The sequence below is a fragment of the Azospirillum brasilense genome, assembly GCF_007827815.1.
Taxonomy (GTDB): domain Bacteria; phylum Pseudomonadota; class Alphaproteobacteria; order Azospirillales; family Azospirillaceae; genus Azospirillum; species Azospirillum brasilense_C.
The window spans coordinates 172,366-187,596 of the sequence record NZ_VITH01000008.1; the positions used below are offsets into that span (position 1 = coordinate 172,366).

Annotated in this window: 17 protein-coding genes and 1 tRNA gene; 4 read left to right on the forward strand and 14 right to left on the reverse strand. The window is 67.6% G+C overall.

Going from position 1 to position 15,231, the window contains the following annotated elements; all coding sequences use genetic code 11:
• Positions 1–25: 25 nt before the first annotated feature.
• Complete coding sequence (locus tag FBZ83_RS17960; protein WP_145686447.1) at positions 26–1,714, forward strand: nitrite/sulfite reductase; 1,689 nt, start codon at positions 26–28, stop codon at positions 1,712–1,714.
• Positions 1,701–2,198, forward strand: coding sequence for a DUF934 domain-containing protein (locus tag FBZ83_RS17965; protein ID WP_145686451.1), 498 nt, complete (start codon positions 1,701–1,703; stop codon positions 2,196–2,198). The genes FBZ83_RS17960 and FBZ83_RS17965 overlap by 14 nt, the downstream gene beginning before the upstream one ends.
• Before the next feature lie 49 nt (positions 2,199–2,247).
• Here the strand turns inward: FBZ83_RS17965 and FBZ83_RS17970 are convergent, their stop codons facing one another.
• On the reverse strand, positions 2,248–2,583 hold the full coding sequence (locus FBZ83_RS17970; RefSeq protein ID WP_145686460.1) for a hypothetical protein: 336 nt from the start codon (positions 2,581–2,583) through the stop codon (positions 2,248–2,250).
• A 262-nt stretch (positions 2,584–2,845) separates the two neighbouring features.
• Here FBZ83_RS17970 and FBZ83_RS17975 point away from each other — a divergent pair, with 262 nt between their 5' ends.
• A complete protein-coding gene (locus FBZ83_RS17975) occupies positions 2,846–4,624 on the forward strand; it encodes a cation:proton antiporter (protein ID WP_145686473.1) in 1,779 nt (592 codons plus the stop codon).
• Between the two features lie 140 nt (positions 4,625–4,764).
• Here the strand turns inward: FBZ83_RS17975 and FBZ83_RS17980 are convergent.
• From FBZ83_RS17980 to FBZ83_RS18015, 8 genes are all read right to left on the reverse strand, one after another.
• Positions 4,765–4,841, reverse strand: a tRNA-Pro gene (locus FBZ83_RS17980).
• Positions 4,842–4,926: 85 nt separating this feature from the next.
• Positions 4,927–5,430: a MerR family transcriptional regulator gene (locus FBZ83_RS17985; protein WP_145686483.1), complete on the reverse strand. Its 504-nt coding sequence runs from the start codon at positions 5,428–5,430 to the stop codon at positions 4,927–4,929.
• A 40-nt stretch (positions 5,431–5,470) separates the two neighbouring features.
• The gene (locus FBZ83_RS17990; protein ID WP_014240747.1) at positions 5,471–5,809 is read right to left on the reverse strand and encodes an integration host factor subunit alpha; all 339 of its coding nucleotides are present in this window, start codon (positions 5,807–5,809) and stop codon (positions 5,471–5,473) included.
• A 138-nt stretch (positions 5,810–5,947) separates the two neighbouring features.
• Positions 5,948–6,919: a beta-ketoacyl-ACP synthase III gene (locus FBZ83_RS17995; RefSeq protein WP_014240746.1), complete on the reverse strand. Its 972-nt coding sequence runs from the start codon at positions 6,917–6,919 to the stop codon at positions 5,948–5,950.
• A gap of 4 nt (positions 6,920–6,923) precedes the next feature.
• A complete protein-coding gene (gene plsX, locus FBZ83_RS18000; RefSeq protein ID WP_145686486.1) occupies positions 6,924–7,976 on the reverse strand; it encodes a phosphate acyltransferase PlsX in 1,053 nt (350 codons plus the stop codon).
• A gap of 49 nt (positions 7,977–8,025) precedes the next feature.
• Positions 8,026–8,211 carry a 50S ribosomal protein L32 gene (gene rpmF / locus FBZ83_RS18005; protein ID WP_014240744.1) on the reverse strand — a complete coding sequence of 62 codons (186 nt, stop codon included), beginning with the start codon at positions 8,209–8,211 and terminating at the stop codon, positions 8,026–8,028.
• A gap of 105 nt (positions 8,212–8,316) precedes the next feature.
• Positions 8,317–8,925 carry a YceD family protein gene (locus tag FBZ83_RS18010; protein WP_145686488.1) on the reverse strand — a complete coding sequence of 203 codons (609 nt, stop codon included), beginning with the start codon at positions 8,923–8,925 and terminating at the stop codon, positions 8,317–8,319.
• Between the two features lie 132 nt (positions 8,926–9,057).
• On the reverse strand, positions 9,058–9,621 hold the full coding sequence (locus FBZ83_RS18015; RefSeq protein WP_145686491.1) for a ubiquinol-cytochrome C chaperone family protein: 564 nt from the start codon (positions 9,619–9,621) through the stop codon (positions 9,058–9,060).
• Between the two features lie 129 nt (positions 9,622–9,750).
• Here FBZ83_RS18015 and FBZ83_RS18020 point away from each other — a divergent pair, with 129 nt between their 5' ends.
• Entirely contained in the window at positions 9,751–10,218 is a 468-nt protein-coding gene (locus FBZ83_RS18020; RefSeq protein WP_145676631.1) for an outer membrane protein assembly factor BamE, read from the forward strand.
• Positions 10,219–10,288: 70 nt separating this feature from the next.
• Here FBZ83_RS18020 and FBZ83_RS18025 read toward each other — a convergent pair whose 3' ends face one another.
• The 5 genes from FBZ83_RS18025 to FBZ83_RS18045 form a co-directional block, all read right to left on the reverse strand.
• Positions 10,289–12,391 carry a sodium-translocating pyrophosphatase gene (locus FBZ83_RS18025; protein WP_145686493.1) on the reverse strand — a complete coding sequence of 701 codons (2,103 nt, stop codon included), beginning with the start codon at positions 12,389–12,391 and terminating at the stop codon, positions 10,289–10,291.
• A 205-nt stretch (positions 12,392–12,596) separates the two neighbouring features.
• Entirely contained in the window at positions 12,597–13,055 is a 459-nt protein-coding gene (locus FBZ83_RS18030) for a hypothetical protein (protein WP_145676634.1), read from the reverse strand.
• Between the two features lie 89 nt (positions 13,056–13,144).
• Entirely contained in the window at positions 13,145–14,167 is a 1,023-nt protein-coding gene (gene thiL, locus FBZ83_RS18035) for a thiamine-phosphate kinase (RefSeq protein WP_145686495.1), read from the reverse strand.
• On the reverse strand, positions 14,145–14,717 hold the full coding sequence (gene nusB, locus FBZ83_RS18040) for a transcription antitermination factor NusB (RefSeq protein WP_145686497.1): 573 nt from the start codon (positions 14,715–14,717) through the stop codon (positions 14,145–14,147). The genes thiL and nusB overlap by 23 nt, the downstream gene beginning before the upstream one ends.
• 33 nt (positions 14,718–14,750) lie before the next feature.
• On the reverse strand, positions 14,751–15,215 hold the full coding sequence (locus FBZ83_RS18045; RefSeq protein WP_145686499.1) for a 6,7-dimethyl-8-ribityllumazine synthase: 465 nt from the start codon (positions 15,213–15,215) through the stop codon (positions 14,751–14,753).
• Positions 15,216–15,231 lie beyond the last annotated feature (16 nt).

The window sequence follows — 15,231 nt, forward strand, 5'->3', positions numbered from 1 at the left end:
CACTTTTTTGACAAGGGCGAGTTCCATGAACCACATCGCGCCCGGCCGCAACGCCGGGGTCTACAGCTACGACGACATCGACCGCCGCTTCGTCGCGGAGCGCGTGGAGCAGTTCCGCGCCCAGGTCGAGCGCCGCCTGTCCGGCGAGCTGACGGAGGACGAGTTCAAGCCCCTGCGGCTGATGAACGGCCTCTACCTCCAGCTCCACGCCTACATGCTGCGCATCGCCGTTCCCTACGGCGTCCTGACCGCGCAACAGCTCCGCAAGCTGGCCGAGATCGGGCGCAAGTACGACAAGGGCTACGGCCACTTCACCACCCGCCAGAACCTTCAGTTCAACTGGATCAAGCTGGAGGACACCCCGGCCATCCTGCACGAGCTGGCCGAGGTGGACATGCACGCGCTGCAGACCAGCGGCAACTGCGTGCGCAACGTCACCACCGACCAGTTCGTGGGTGCCGCGCGGGACGAGGTGGTGGACGGGCGCGTCTACGCCGAGATCCTGCGGCAGTGGACGACCCTGCACCCCGAATTCACCTTCCTGCCGCGCAAGTTCAAGATCGCCATCATGGGGTCGGACGCCGACCGCGCGGCCATCCGCGTCCATGACGTCGGCGTCTTCGCCAAGCGCAACGAGCGGGGCGAGGTCGGCTTCACCTTCTACGTCGGCGGCGGCCTCGGCCGCTCGCCCTTCATCGGCAAGCTGGTCCGCGACTGGGTGCCGGAGGAGGACTTCGTCGCCTATCTCGAAGCCATCCTGCGCGTCTACAACCAGTACGGCCGGCGCGACAACATCTACAAGGCGCGCATCAAGATCCTCGTCCACGAGCTGGGCCAGGAGAAGTTCACCCAGGAGGTGGAGGAGGAGTTCGCCCGCCTGCGCGGTCCGAAATACCGCCTCGCCCCGGAGGTCGTCGACGAGATCCGCCGCCGCTTTGGTGGCCCGGCCTACGAAACGCTGACCGACGAGCCGGAGTCCTTCCAGGCCGCCAAGGCCGCGAACCCGGACTTCGCCCGCTGGGTGGCGGTCAACGTGCTGGCCCACAAGGTTCCCGGCTACGCCGCCGCCACCATCTCGCTGAAGCCCGCCGGCGGCATCCCCGGCGACGCCACCTCGGAGCAGATGGAGCTGATCGCCGATCTGGCCGACGCGCACAGCTTCGGCGAACTGCGCGTCAGCCACGCCCAGAACCTCGTGCTCGCCCATGTCCGGCAGGACGAACTGTTCACCCTGTGGACGGCGCTGGAGGCCAACGGGCTGGGCACGCCGAACGCCGGGCTGATCGGCGACATCATCGCCTGCCCCGGCCTCGACTACTGCGCGCTGGCCAACGCCCGCTCGATCCCGCTGGCCCAGGCCATCTCGGCCCGCTTCGCCGACCCGGCGCGCCAGCAGACCATCGGCGAGCTGGGCATCAAGATCAGCGGCTGCATCAACGCCTGCGGCCACCACCATGTCGGCGCCATCGGCATCCTGGGCGTGGATAAGAAGGGCGAGGAATTCTACCAGATCACCGTCGGCGGCGACCCGACCCTGACCACGGCCATCGGCGACATCCTCGGCCCGGCGGTGACCGCCGACGAGACGGTGGACGCCATTGAGGCCATCGTCGAGGTCTATCTGTCCAACCGGCACGACGGGGAGCGCTTCATCGACACGTTGAAGCGTGTCGGCCACGGCCCGTTCAAGGAGAGAGTCTATGCCGCTCATTAAGGACGGCCGCATCGTCGAAGACGACTGGGTCGCGGTCGCCGACGGCGAGCCGGTCCCCGCCGACCGCCCCGCCATCGTCACCTTCGAGCGCTGGCAGGCGGAGCGCGCGAGCTTCGACGGACGCAACGCGGCGCTCGGCGTCCGGGTCAAGAGCGGCACTCTGGCCCCGGCCATCGCGCCGGACCTGGACCGCTTCGCCCTGGTGGCGATCGAGTTCCCCAAGTTCCGCGACGGCCGCGGCTTCTCCACGGCGCGCGAGCTGCGGGAGCGCTTCGGTTATCAGGGTGAGATCCGGGCGGTCGGGCACGTCATCCCCGACCAGTACCGCTTCCTCCTGCGCACCGGATTCACCTCCGCCGAGGCGCCGGAAAACACCAACCCGGAGAGCTGGGCGCACGCCCTGACGGAGATCACCGTCGCCTTCCAGCCCTCGCTGGACGACCCTCAGCCGCTGTCGCTCCTGCGCCGCCGCCTCGGGTCCTGACACGCATCGCGCCGCGCCCGCATCCCGAGGGGAGCGGGCGCGGCGCGGTTCACAGTCCGCCGAACAGCCAGTAGAGCCCGGCCGCCGCCGCCGCGACCGCCGCCAGCACACCGCCGACGGTGCGCCGCAACCGGGCCTCGCGCCGCTCGACCTCCTGGCGCTTCTTCAGCAGATACTGCTGCTCGGGCCCGAGAAACGCCCCTGAGTCGCCATCCAAGGACAGGGCGCGCTTCGCCACGCTCCGGCCGCGCGCCGCGGGAGCCGTCCGGACCGGCGGTCGCGCCGTCCGCCCCTCCAGAACCATCGATTCGCCCGCCAGCGGACGCCCCGTGCCCGGACGACCCCGGCCCGCCTTCCTGGATGCCTTGCGTCTTTTGCTCGCCATGCTCCTCACCTCACCGTCGCCCGGCGAAGCATAGCGGCCCCGCCCTGGTTATCCACCCCTTGATCACGGCGGGCCAGCAAGGTCACACCGCCTTTTCCACCCCGCGCCGAATCATTGGGCAATTGAGGGGAATTCACGCAAATCGCGTTTCAGTTCCCGAAAAAGCGAACGCGAGACTGGAAAAAATCCCGACGACACCGCCCACAGGCACCAGCAAAATCCGTACTATGCGGCATCGCGCCGATGCAGCCAGGATTCTCGCATGTCCCATGACGTTCCGCTTATTTCAATGATCGCCATCGCATTCGGGTTGGCCTTCATCTTCGGATACCTCGCCGACCGCATTCGCTTGCCTCCCCTCGTCGGTTATCTGCTCGCCGGTGTCATCATCGGTCCCTTCACGCCGGGCTTCGTTGCCGATGGTGCCCTGGCAGCGCAGTTGGCCGAAATCGGCGTCATTCTGCTGATGTTCGGTGTCGGTCTTCATTTCTCGCCCTCGGACCTGTTGGCAGTCCGGAAGATCGCCGTTCCCGGCGCGGTCGGCCAGATCGGCCTCGCCACCGCGCTGGGCGTCGGGCTGGCCTGGCTGTGGGGCTGGAGTCTCGGCGCCGGTCTTGTGCTGGGCCTCAGCCTGTCGGTGGCGAGCACGGTCGTGCTGCTGAAGGCGCTGGAAGAGCGCGACATGCTGAACACCGCCGAAGGCCGCGTGGCGGTCGGCTGGCTGATCGTCGAGGATCTCGCGATGGTTCTGGCGCTCGTGCTGCTGCCGGCCCTGGCGGAGGTCCTGGGCGGCCACGCGCCGGGCGCCGCTGGGGGCGCCGCTGGGGGTCATGGCGGCGGGTCCGACGGGCCGATCTGGCTCACCCTGGCCCTGACGCTGGGCAAGGTGGCGGCCTTCTCCGTTCTGGCGATCGTGCTCGGCCCGCGCGTCGTCCCGGTGATCCTGACCAACGTGGCGCGCACCGGCTCGCGCGAGCTGTTCACCCTGTCGGTCCTGGCCATCGCGCTCGGCGTCGCCTACGGCTCGGCGGTGCTGTTCGGCGTGTCCTTTGCGCTGGGCGCCTTCTTCGCCGGCGTGGTGCTGAACGAGTCGCGCTTCAGCCACAAGGCGGCCACCGATTCGATGCCGCTGCAGGACGCTTTCGCCGTTCTGTTCTTCGTGTCGGTCGGCATGCTGTTCGACCCGTCAATCCTCCTGCGCGACCCGCTGGCGGTGATCGCCGTGGTGGCCCTGATCGTGATCGGCAAGTCGCTGATCGCCTTCGGCATCGTGATCCTGCTGCGTTTCCCGGTGGGCATGGGTCTGGCGGTGTCGGCCAGCCTCGCGCAGATCGGCGAATTCTCCTTCATCCTCGTCGGGCTGGGCCTGTCGCTCGGCCTGCTGCCGGAGGAAGGGCGCGACCTCGTGCTGGCCGGGGCGCTGCTGTCGATCACGCTGAACCCAGCGGTCTTCGCGGCGGTCGCGGCGCTGCGCAAGCATCTCCAGGCCAAGCGCGCCCCCGGAGTGCCGCCTTATGGCTGGGAGCAGTTCGAGCAGCTCCAGAGCAGCCTCGCCGACGCCCGCCATCAGGCGGAGGAGCGCGAGAAGGAGCACGACCTGCAGATCCAGGCGCTGGCCAAGACCTTCCCCGTGCTGTCCCTGCTGGACGCCCACGAGCAGGAGCGGCTGATGATGCTGTTCCGGCCCAAGTCGGCGGTGCCGGGCGAGCGGATCATCCGCAAGGGCGACCGCGCCAACGCCATGTACTTCATCGCCTCCGGCGCCGTGGAGGTGCTCATGGACGGCCAGACCATCCGCCTGGGCGCCGGCACGATGTTCGGCGAAATGGCTCTGCTGAGCGGCCAGCGACGCAACGCCGACGTCGCCGCGGTCGACTACTGCCAGTTCCAGGTGCTGGAGCGGCGCGACTTCAACCAGTTCACCGCCCGCCACCCGGCGCTGCGCACCGCCCTGATCGACATGGCCGCGCAACGGCGCAAGATGAACCAGCAGGACGCCGCCACCGACGGGGCCGTGGCCGCGTCGGAGAGCGCCGCCTGAACGGACGCGCGTTGCAACGGAATCGCCGCCGGCCCTTTCCGCAAAGGCCCGGCGGCTTCCGCGAACCGGTCGTTGGAGAAAAGCAAAAGAAAAGGCCTTGGAGCCGATCAGCTCCAAGGCCTTTTCATCTTCCAGAACATTGGTCGGAGCGACAGGATTTGAACCTGCGACCCCCAGACCCCCAGTCTGATGCGCTACCAGGCTGCGCTACGCTCCGTTCGACGGACCGCCCTTCGTTCTGGAAGGGAGCGGGACTATAGCCGGGACCTTGGTCCAACGCAAGCGCTACAGTTCACTTTTTTTCACACCTCTCGAATTTCTTTTTCCTCTCCCAAAGCGAGCAGAAGGCGCGCTTCCTTCAACTCGTCAAGCGCCTGGGCGATGGCCTGCCGGATGGTGTCCGACAGGCCATCGAGCGCAACGACCGGAGCGCCCTCCTCCCCGCCGAGCGAGGGCATGGCCGCTTCAATAGGAACGGCCTCGAAGGTGTCGGGGACATACGGTTCGTCCGGCGTCTCCTCCATCCTCCGGGCCTCCGGATCGTCGTCCACCTTCCCGTCCTTCAGAAGGCGCTGGACACCCTTGATCGTGTAGCCCTCGCCATACAGCAGGTTCTGAATCTGCCGCAACAGGTCCACGTCTTCCGGGCGGTAGTAGCGCCTCCCCCCACCGCGCTTGAGCGGGCGGAGCTGCGGGAACTTGCCCTCCCAGAAACGCAGCACATGCTGCGGCACGTCCAGGTCGGACGACACCTCGCTGATCGTGCGGAACGCCGTGGCGGACTTCGTGGGGCCGCGCGCCTTCATGTCCGGAAAACCCTTGTTGTCGACCGCTCCGTGAGGCGGATCAGGAAACCGCCTTCACGCGCTGCGCTTCGGCTTCCTCCGCCTCGACGACCTCGTTGATGCGGTTCTTCAGGACATGGCTCGCCCGGAAGACCAGGACGCGCCTGGGCAGGATCGGAACCTCTTCGCCGGTCTTCGGGTTGCGGCCGACCCGCTGCCCCTTCTGCCGGATCTGGAAACTGCCGAAGGATGAGATCTTGACCATCTCGCCGCGGGCCAGGGCGTCGGAGATCTCCTCCAGAACGCTCTCGACCAGATCGGCGGATTCGTTGCGCGACAGGCCGACCTCTTGGTAGACCGCTTCACTGAGCTGCGCGCGGGTAACGGTGTTCTGTGACATGGTTCGCTTCCCCCCCGAAACCATAGGGGAAAAACCGTAATCCGGGGAAAGAACCCGGTCAATTCAAAAGCTTGGATCGCGTCGTCGTGAGCGGTACCGCAAACGCGGCCCGTTGGGGAGGCAAAGCGGCTTTGCCGCTTACCAGCGCACCATCGCGGCGCCCCAGGTCAGGCCGCCGCCGATGGCCTCCATGAGGATCAGGTCGCCGCGCTTCACGCGGCCGTCATGCACCGCCTCGCACAGCGCCAGCGGGATCGAGGCGGCGGAGGTGTTGCCGTGGCGGTCCACCGTCAGCACGACCTTGTCGGACGGCAGCTTCAGCTTGCGGGCGATGCCGTCGATGATCCGCTGGTTGGCCTGGTGCGGCACCAGCCAGTCCACCGCCGACGGCTCCAGACCGTTGGCGGCCAGGGCCTCCTCGACGACCGAGGACAGCTTGCTGACGGCGTGGCGGAACACGTCCTGGCCGTTCATCCGCACATGCCCGGCCGTGCCGGTGGTCGACGGCCCGCCGTCGACGTAGAGCAGCCCGTACTGGGCGCCGTCCGAATGGAGGTGGGTCGACAGCACGCCGCGGTCCGCCGACGTTCCGGCGGCGTCGTAGCCGTCCATCACCACGGCCCCGGCGCCGTCGCCGAACAGGACGCAGGTGGTGCGGTCCTTCCAGTCGAGCAGCCGGGAGAAGGTCTCCGCGCCGATGACCAGGGCGCGGTTGGCCTGCCCGATGCGGATGAAGTTGTCGGCGATCGACATCGCGTAGACGAAGCCGGCGCACACCGCCTGGATGTCCAGCGCGAAGCCCTTGGTCCCCAGCGCCGCCTGCACCTTCGTCGCGGTGGCCGGGAAGGTGTTGTCCGGAGTCGTCGTCGCCAGCACGATGCAGTCGATGCTGGCGGCGTCCACCCCGGCATGCTCCAGCGCGCGGGTCGCCGCGGCGATGGCGAGGTCGGAGGTCAGTTCCCCGTCGGCGGCGATGTGGCGCGACTTGATGCCGGTGCGCTGGACGATCCACTCGTCCGAGGTGTCCACACGGGCTTCGAGATCGCGATTCGTGACGACGTTGGCCGGGAGATAGGAACCGCAGCCGAGAACTCGGGAACGCTTGACCATGATGTTAGACCGCCGCCGCCTTCGTGTCGGGAAGAGGCTTGGCGTCGCCGAGACGCTGCATCTCTTCCTTGATTCGGTCGTTGAAACCGTTTGCCGCCAGATTGTAGGCCACACCGATGGCGTTGGCGAACCCGATGGCGTCGGTGCCCCCGTGGCTCTTCACGCAGACTCCGCGCAGCCCCAGGAACATGGCGCCGTTGTAGCGGCGCGGATCGGTGCGCTGCTTCAACCGCTTGAAGGCCCCGCGGGCCAGCAGATAGCCGAGACGCGCCGTCCAGGAGGACTGGAACGTCCGGCGCAGGAACTCCGTGAAGAGCTTCGCCGTGCCTTCGGCGGTCTTCAGGGCGACGTTGCCGGTGAAGCCGTCGGTCACGATCACGTCCACCGTGCCGGTGGCGATGTCGTTGCCCTCGACGAATCCATGGAAGCGCCCGGGAAGCGGCATCTCGCGCAGACGGGTCGCGGCGGCGCGCACCACCTCGTTCCCCTTCACCTCTTCCGAACCGATGTTCAGCACGCCGATCGTCGGCTCGGACAGGCTCAGCGCGGTGCGCGCGAAGACCGCGCCCATCACGGCGAACTGCACGAGGTTCTCGGGCTGGCATTCGGTGTTGGCGCCGAGGTCGAGCATGACGCTCTCCCCCCGCAGGGTCGGGAAGAAGGAGGCGATGGCCGGGCGGTCGATCCCGGGAATCGTCTTCAGCACGAACTTGGCCATGGCCATGAGCGCGCCGGTGTTGCCGGCGGATACGACGCAGGCGGCTTGCCCGCCCGCCACCGAATCGATGGCGAGGCGCATGCTCGACTGACGCCCGGCGCGCAACGCGACCGACGGCTTGGCGTCGCCGGCCACGGCGTCCGGAGTGTGACGCACCTCGGCCACCGCTCTCAGGGCGGGTCGCTGCGCAAGCAGCGGCTCGATGCGGGCGGTGTCCCCGAACAGCAGGTAATGCACCTGCGGGTGACGCTCGCGGGCGATATCCGCCCCGGCAATCACCATGTCGGGTCCTTTGTCACCGCCCATGGCATCAAGGGCAATGGTCAGGCGCTGGCTCACCGCGGACAGGCTCCCTGGCTAGGACGTAGGGCGGCCAACCAAACCGCCATCAGGCCGCCGGAGCGCTCTGAACCACTTCGCGCTGGTCGTAGTGACCGCAGGAACCGCAGACATGGTGCGGACGCTTCAGCTCGCCACAGTTCGAGCACTCGGCGTAGGACGAGGTCGGGAGAGCGTGGTGCGAGCGACGCATGTTGCGGCGCGACTTGGAGGTCTTCTTCTTCGGAACAGCCATGGCCGTAAACTCTCTTCATTGTAAAAGGCGGCCCGAAGAGGGGCCGCCTGACGCGAGCGGCATTCAATACGGCAATTGCCCCCGAAGGGCAAGCCCGTTCCGCCCTCAATTCTGTCGTTTCAGACGTTCCAGCACGGCGAACGGGTTCGGCTTCTCCGGATCGGCGGCGGCATCATCATCGGCGGGGGCCGGGGCCTCCTCCTCCTCTTCGCCTTCGTTGTATCCGTCGAACGCCACGCCTTCTGCATGAGGATAGGGGTCGAGCGCCAGGGACAAATGCTGGGCGGTCAGTTCGCCGATGTCGATGCGCCCGTTGGTCATGGCCTCCGGGATGTCCTCCTCGGCGATGTTCGGGTCGATCTCGATCTCGTCGTCCTCGCTGGGAACCAGCGACTCCGGAGCGAACAGAGCGCCGAAGCGGTCGGAAACCTGGGCCGGCACCGGCTCCAGCGTGATGACGCAGGTCTGCACCACGTCGGCCTCCAGCTCTCCCTCGACGCGCACCATCTGGTCGCCGCGCACGGAACGCAGGCGGACCCGGGCGGTCAGCCGCCGGATTTCCTCCAACTCGAACCGCTCGGCCAACGCCTTGCGCTCGGCTTCCGTCGCCTCGATCGTTTCGACCAGGTCGCCGTCGCGATGGACGGCCTCGGCGCGGACGATGCGCGAGAACTCCGGCGCGGGGCCGGCGGAAGGCTGGGTCGTGTTGCGCATGTCAGGCAATTCCTTGTCACAGCGCCCGTTCTTCAGCGGGCGCCTTCGTCTCACTGTCAGATGAATTCGGACGCCGGGAAAGGCAAGCCCATTCGGCGCCCCCCTATAGAAGAAGAGACTCGACGGAGTCGGTCAATCCGCCCCGGCGCCGGGCGGCGGACCGAAGCGCACCTCCCCGGCCATGAGCGACTCCAGCGGCTGCGCCTCCAGCCCGGCGGCCTCGCGCCGGACATAGGCGGCCATGACGGCCAGCCGGTGCGGCGGCACATCCGATGCGGTGCCATAGACGTTGTTGTCGAGGGCGACCTCCAACGCCGCGGCGTTGTCACCGGCGTCCGAGGCGGCGAGCGCGCGGTCGTAGACCTCGATCCGGCCGGCGATGCCGCGGGCCATGGTCTTGATGCGCCGCCCGACTCCGCTGTCGCCCACCCCCTGCTCCATCAGCGACTTCTCGAAATGGTCGATCATCGCCTCGAAGAGCAAGCGCGAGCGGTCCGCGGCGGCGGCCCCCTGCCCCTTCAGGCGGCGCATCACCAAGAAGACATGAAGCACCACCATGTCGAAGCGGCCATCCAGCGTGTCGGGAACGCCAAGGTCACGGTAAAAGCCCGGCAGGCGGGCCTGCGCCGCGATCGTGAGATAGAAATCGGCGACGGCGCGGGCTTCACGCCGACGCCGGAACAGGCGGTCAAGCACGGTTTCTCTCTCGCTCGGAGTTTCGTTGACAGGACAAACCGCGTGATGCGATTGTCCCGCCATTGCGGGCGGAATCCGGCCTGCCGCTCGAGTCCGGCGGTCCGCCCGCGCCATCATAGCCTGAGCACCATGACGAGATCGATTCCTTCGGCGCTGTGCGCCTTCGCCTTTCTGGGTCTCGCCGTCTCCGCGTGCTCGCCCACCGTGGCGACCCGTGGCAACATGGCGGACCCCGACCGCATCGCCGAGATCAAGGCCGGCCAGTCGCGGCGGGAGGATGTGGCGGACATCCTCGGCACGCCGACTTCCGTGGGAACCTTCGACCAGAATGTCTGGTACTACATCGGCCAGAAGACGGAAAAGCTCGCCTTCTTCGAGCCGAGCGTGATGGAGCGCCGCGTCGTCGTGGTCCATTTCGACGACGCCGGCGTGGTGAAGGAGATGAAGCAGCTCGACGCGGCCGACGGCCAGCGGGTCGACATCGTCGACCGCAGCACGCCCACCGCGGGACGCGAGCTTAGCCTGCTGGAGCAGATGCTCGGCAACGTCGGTCGTTTCTCCGCCAAGGATTCGCGGAACCGCGGTCCCGGCCGCTGACGCCGAACGGTCTTCCGAGACAAAAAAAGCCCCGCTTCCGCGGGGCTTTTCTTTTTGTGCCGATCGGGTATCAGCCAATCTGGGCGAGGATCGCCAGCAACAGGATCGCCACGATGTTGGTGATCTTGATCATCGGGTTGACCGCCGGGCCGGCGGTGTCCTTGTACGGGTCGCCGACGGTGTCGCCGGTCACCGCCGCCTTGTGCGCGTCGGAACCCTTGCCGCCGTGGTTGCCCTCCTCGATGTACTTCTTGGCGTTGTCCCAGGCACCGCCGCCCGAGGTCATCGAGATGGCGACGAAGATCCCGGTCACGATGGTGCCCAGCAGCATGGCGCCCAGCGCGGCGAAGGCCTGCGCCTGGCCGGCGATGGCGGCGATCACGATGTACAGCACCACCGGCGCCAGCACCGGCAGGAGCGACGGGATGATCATCTCCTTGATGGCGGCGCGGGTCAGCATGTCGACGGCGCGGCCATAGTCGGGCTTGGCGGTGCCTTCCATGATGCCGCTGATCTCGCGGAACTGGCGGCGGACTTCCACCACCACCGAACCGGCGGCGCGTCCGACCGCGGTCATGCCCATCGCCCCGAACAGGTAGGGCAGCAGGCCGCCGATCAGCAGCCCGACGACCACATAGGGATCGTCCAGCCGGAACTCGACCGTCACGTTCGGGAAATAATGCTTCAGGTCCTGCACATAGGCGGCGAACAGAACCAGCGCGGCGAGACCGGCGGAGCCGATGGCGTAGCCCTTGGTCACCGCCTTGGTGGTGTTGCCGACGGCGTCCAGCGCGTCGGTCGTCACGCGGATGTCCTTGGGCATGTCGGCCATTTCCGCGATGCCGCCGGCGTTGTCGGTCACCGGCCCGTAGGCGTCGAGCGCCACCACCATGCCGGCCAGAGCGAGCATCGTGGTCGCGGCGATGCCGATCCCGAAGATGCCGGCCTGCCCGTAGGCGATGATGATGCCGACGCAGATGACCAGCACGGGAAGCGCCGTCGCCTCCATCGAGACCGCCAGCCCCTGGATCACGTTGGTGCCATGCCCCGTCTCCGACGAGCGGGCGACGCTGCGCACCGGGCGGAAGGCGGTGGAGGTGTAATATTCGGTGATCCACACCAGGAGGCCGGTCACGCCCAGCCCGACCAGCGACGATATGAACAGGTTGCCGCCGGTGACGTAGCCGCCGCTGTTCAAGGGAATCGGCCGGGTGAAGCCGAACATGATCGCGGTCACGATCAGGATCAGCACCAGCGAGATGCCCGCGGTGGCCGCCAGCCCCTTGTAGAGGGCGGCCATGATGTTGTTGTTGCTGCCCAGCTTCACGAAGAAGGTGCCGGCGACGGAGGCGGCGATGCAGACCGCACCGATGACCAGCGGGTAGACGAGCAGCAGGCGGATCACCTCGCCCGAAAAGAAAATCGCCGCCAGCAGCATGGTGGCGACGATGGTGACGGCGTAGGTTTCGAAGAGGTCGGCGGCCATCCCGGCGCAGTCGCCGACGTTGTCGCCCACATTGTCCGCGATCACCGCGGGGTTGCGGGGGTCGTCCTCCGGAATGCCGGCCTCGACCTTGCCCACCAGATCGGCGCCGACGTCGGCCCCCTTGGTGAAGATGCCGCCGCCGAGCCGCGCGAAGATCGAGATCAGCGAGGCGCCGAAGCTGAGGGCGACCAGGGCCTCCAGCACGGCGCGGACCTGGATCGGGTCGGTCACGCGGTAGATCATCGTCAGGATGCCGTAATAGACCCCCACCCCCAGCAGGCCCAGACCGACCACCAGCATGCCGGTGATCGCGCCCGCCTTGAAGGCGATGTCCAGCGCCGGAGCCAGGCCCTGGGTCGCCGCCTGGGCGGTGCGCACGTTGGCCCGCACCGACACGTTCATCCCGATGTAGCCGGCGGCCCCCGACAGGACCGATCCGATCAGGAAGCCGATGGCCACATGAAGGCCGAGGAAGGCGCCGAGGATGACGAGAAGCACCACGCCGGCGATGGCGATGGTGGTGTACTGGCGATTCAGATAGGCTCGGGCGCCCTCCTGCACGGCCGCAGCGATTTCCTGCATGCGGTCGGAACCGGCGGAGGCCGCCATGACTTGCTTGCCCGCGTGGTACCCATACGCCAGGGCCAACAGGCCACTGGCGATGATGATGACGAACGCTGCTGCCATCGGTTCCCCCAAATTCTTATGGTTTCGGGCCCGATTACCGCCTTGTCGTGAAAACGACCCGTACAAACGAAGGTGGATGACGGGCGAGTTGTTCACGAAAAGGATGCCGAAGAGAAGGGCACAATGCAACAGCCGCCACGCCCGAATAGGCGCGGCGATTTGGCCGAGGCGCTCCTGACTTTCGGGTAGGCTTTTTTCAGAACGGTTACAAATTGCGCTGTGTAACCACCTGAACAAGAACATTTTGCACCACCCCCTCCCCCACGACTTTCGCGGCGGCGGCGGCGAGTTTTTCTTTTACGGCAATGATGTTGACCAAGTTGCCGGTCATCACCGACCGGTCGTCCACCGCCGCATAAAGGGCCGACAGGCAGCGGTCGTAGACGAGCGGCTGGCGGGCCTGGACGAAAGGAACCTTGTCGAGAACGACCTCCAGCGTGACGACCACGGTCACGAACTGCTCGACCTTCTGCGTGCCGATGGCCGGAACGACCAGGGGGGCCATGCGGACGAAGCCGGTCGGCGGCTTGGGCGGTGGTTCCTCCTTCTTGGGAGCCGATTCGCCATGCTCGACGAAATACTTGTTGTAGATCATCCAGCCGCCGAAGCCCGCGCCGCCCAGCAGCAGCAGGCCCAAAACCAGCAATATGACGGCCTTGATCACGCCAACCCTTTCCCGGAAACGGAACGGGTCGAGCCTAGTGCCGCCCTGCTTTCGATTGCGTTAAGCGGAGTCGCAGGGCCGCCCCGCCGTCAGAAATGGTCCCAGCCGCGAGTCGGCAGGTCGAGTCTTCGCCCCTGTGCGTCGGTCACCGTGACCTCGCCCGCCGGCCCGTCCAGCAGATGACCGATCGCGGTCACCGGCACACCGGTCTCCGCCGACAGGGCGGCGAGCGCCGGGGCGGCATCCTCCGGGGCGGTGAAGAGCAGTTCGTAATCGTCGCCGCCGGTCAGCGCCATGGCGAAGCGCACCGGATCGTCGCCGATCACCGACCGCGCGGCGCCCGACAGGGGCACGCGATCCGAGTCCAGAGCCGCGGCGCAGCCCGATTCCTCGCAGAGATGGCCGAGATCCGCGACCAGACCGTCGGAGACGTCGAGACAACCGGTCGCCAGCCCGACCAGACGCGGCCCCAACGTGGTCCGCGGATCGGGCCGCCGCAGGCGCGCCAGCAGAACGGCGCGCGCCGAGTCGTCGGCCACCTCCAGCGTTCCGTAGGCGATCCGCAGGCCGAGCGCCGCATCGCCGATGCTGCCGGTGACGTAGACTCGGTCGCCGGGGCGCCCGCCCCAGCGCGGCACGGCCCCGCCCTTCGGCACCAGACCGAAGGCGGTCACCGACAGGGTGATGGGTCCTGAGGTCGAGACCGAGTCGCCGCCCGCGAGCGCGATGCCGAACCGGGCCTGATCCTCGCCCAGCCCGGCTGCGAAGCCGGCCAGCCAGTCCTCGCCCACCGTCTTCGGCAGGGCGGTGACCAGCGTGTAGGCGTAGGGGGCCGCCCCCATGGCGGCGAGGTCCGACAGGTTGGTGCGCAGCAGCTTCGCAGCGATGTCGGCGGGTGCGTCGTCGGGAAAGAAATGGACGCCGGCAACCATGGCGTCCGTGGTGACGACCAGTTCCTGGTCCGCCGGGACGCCGAACACGGCGGCGTCGTCGGCGAGCCCGCGGGCGCCCGGAAAACCGGACGCCAGCGGCCTGAAATAGCGGTCGATCCGCCCGAACTCGCCGAGCGGCCTACCGGCTTCGGACGAGCTAGCGGTCTTTGGGCTGGTCACGGCTGGGGTCCGGCTGGGCCAGCTCGTCCGGCCGCAGCGCGCGGGCCACGTGGTCGAGCACGCCGTTCACCATGCCCGGCTCGCGCGCCGCGAAGAAGGCGTGCGCCACATCCACATACTCGCTGATGAGGATGCGCGGGTGCGTGTCGTTGTGGACGAACAGCTCGTAGGCGCCGGCCCGCAGGATGGCGCGCATCAGGAGTTCCAGGCGGTCGAGCGCATAGCGCGGCTCCAGGGCCGAGGCCAGCATGCCGTCCACTTCCGTCCGGCGGTGCGCGGCGCCGCGGACGATGTCGGCGAACAGCTGCGGGTCGGCGGAGACGAACTTCGCCCCGTCGATCTCCTCGCCCAGCCGGTGATTGATGAATTCACCGATCACGGATTCCACGGCGATGCCGGTCGGTTCGATCTGGTTCAGGTCGATCTGGTACAGGGCCTGAACGGCGGCAAGGCGCGCGGCCTTGCGCCGGGCCTTGGCCGATCCGCCACCCGTCCGGTTCCGGGAGCCGCGCTTCTGTTTCGCGCGGCCAGCCGCGTCGTCGTTGCTCATGTTGCTCAGTCTGTCAGGAATTGCACCGCGGGGTCACCGCGGATAGAGGCGGAATTGGCGCTTGAGTTCGATCATGTCAAGGCAGGCGCGCGCCGCGAAACCGCCCTTGTTCTTGGCCGTCACGGAGGCCCGCGCCCAAGCCTGCTCGCGGTTTTCCACGGTCAGCACGCCGTTGCCGATGGCCAGGGCGTAGCGCAGCGCGAGGTCCTGGAGACCGCGGGCGCTCTCGTTGCAGACGATGTCGTAATGGGTGGTCTCGCCACGGATCACGCAGCCCAGCCCGACATAGCCGTCAAAACGCTTGCGCGCCGTGAAGAAGTCCATGGAACGCAGGGCGTACAGGATCGCCGCCGGAATCTCCAGGCACCCCGGGACCGAGACGCGCTGGTAGGTGGCGCCCTCCTTCTCGATCTCGGTGATGGCGCCTTTCACCAGCTCGTCGGCGATGTCCTCGTAGAAGCGGGCTTCCACGATCATCAGATGGGGCTTTTCGGTCATCTCTCGGTCGCTCGGC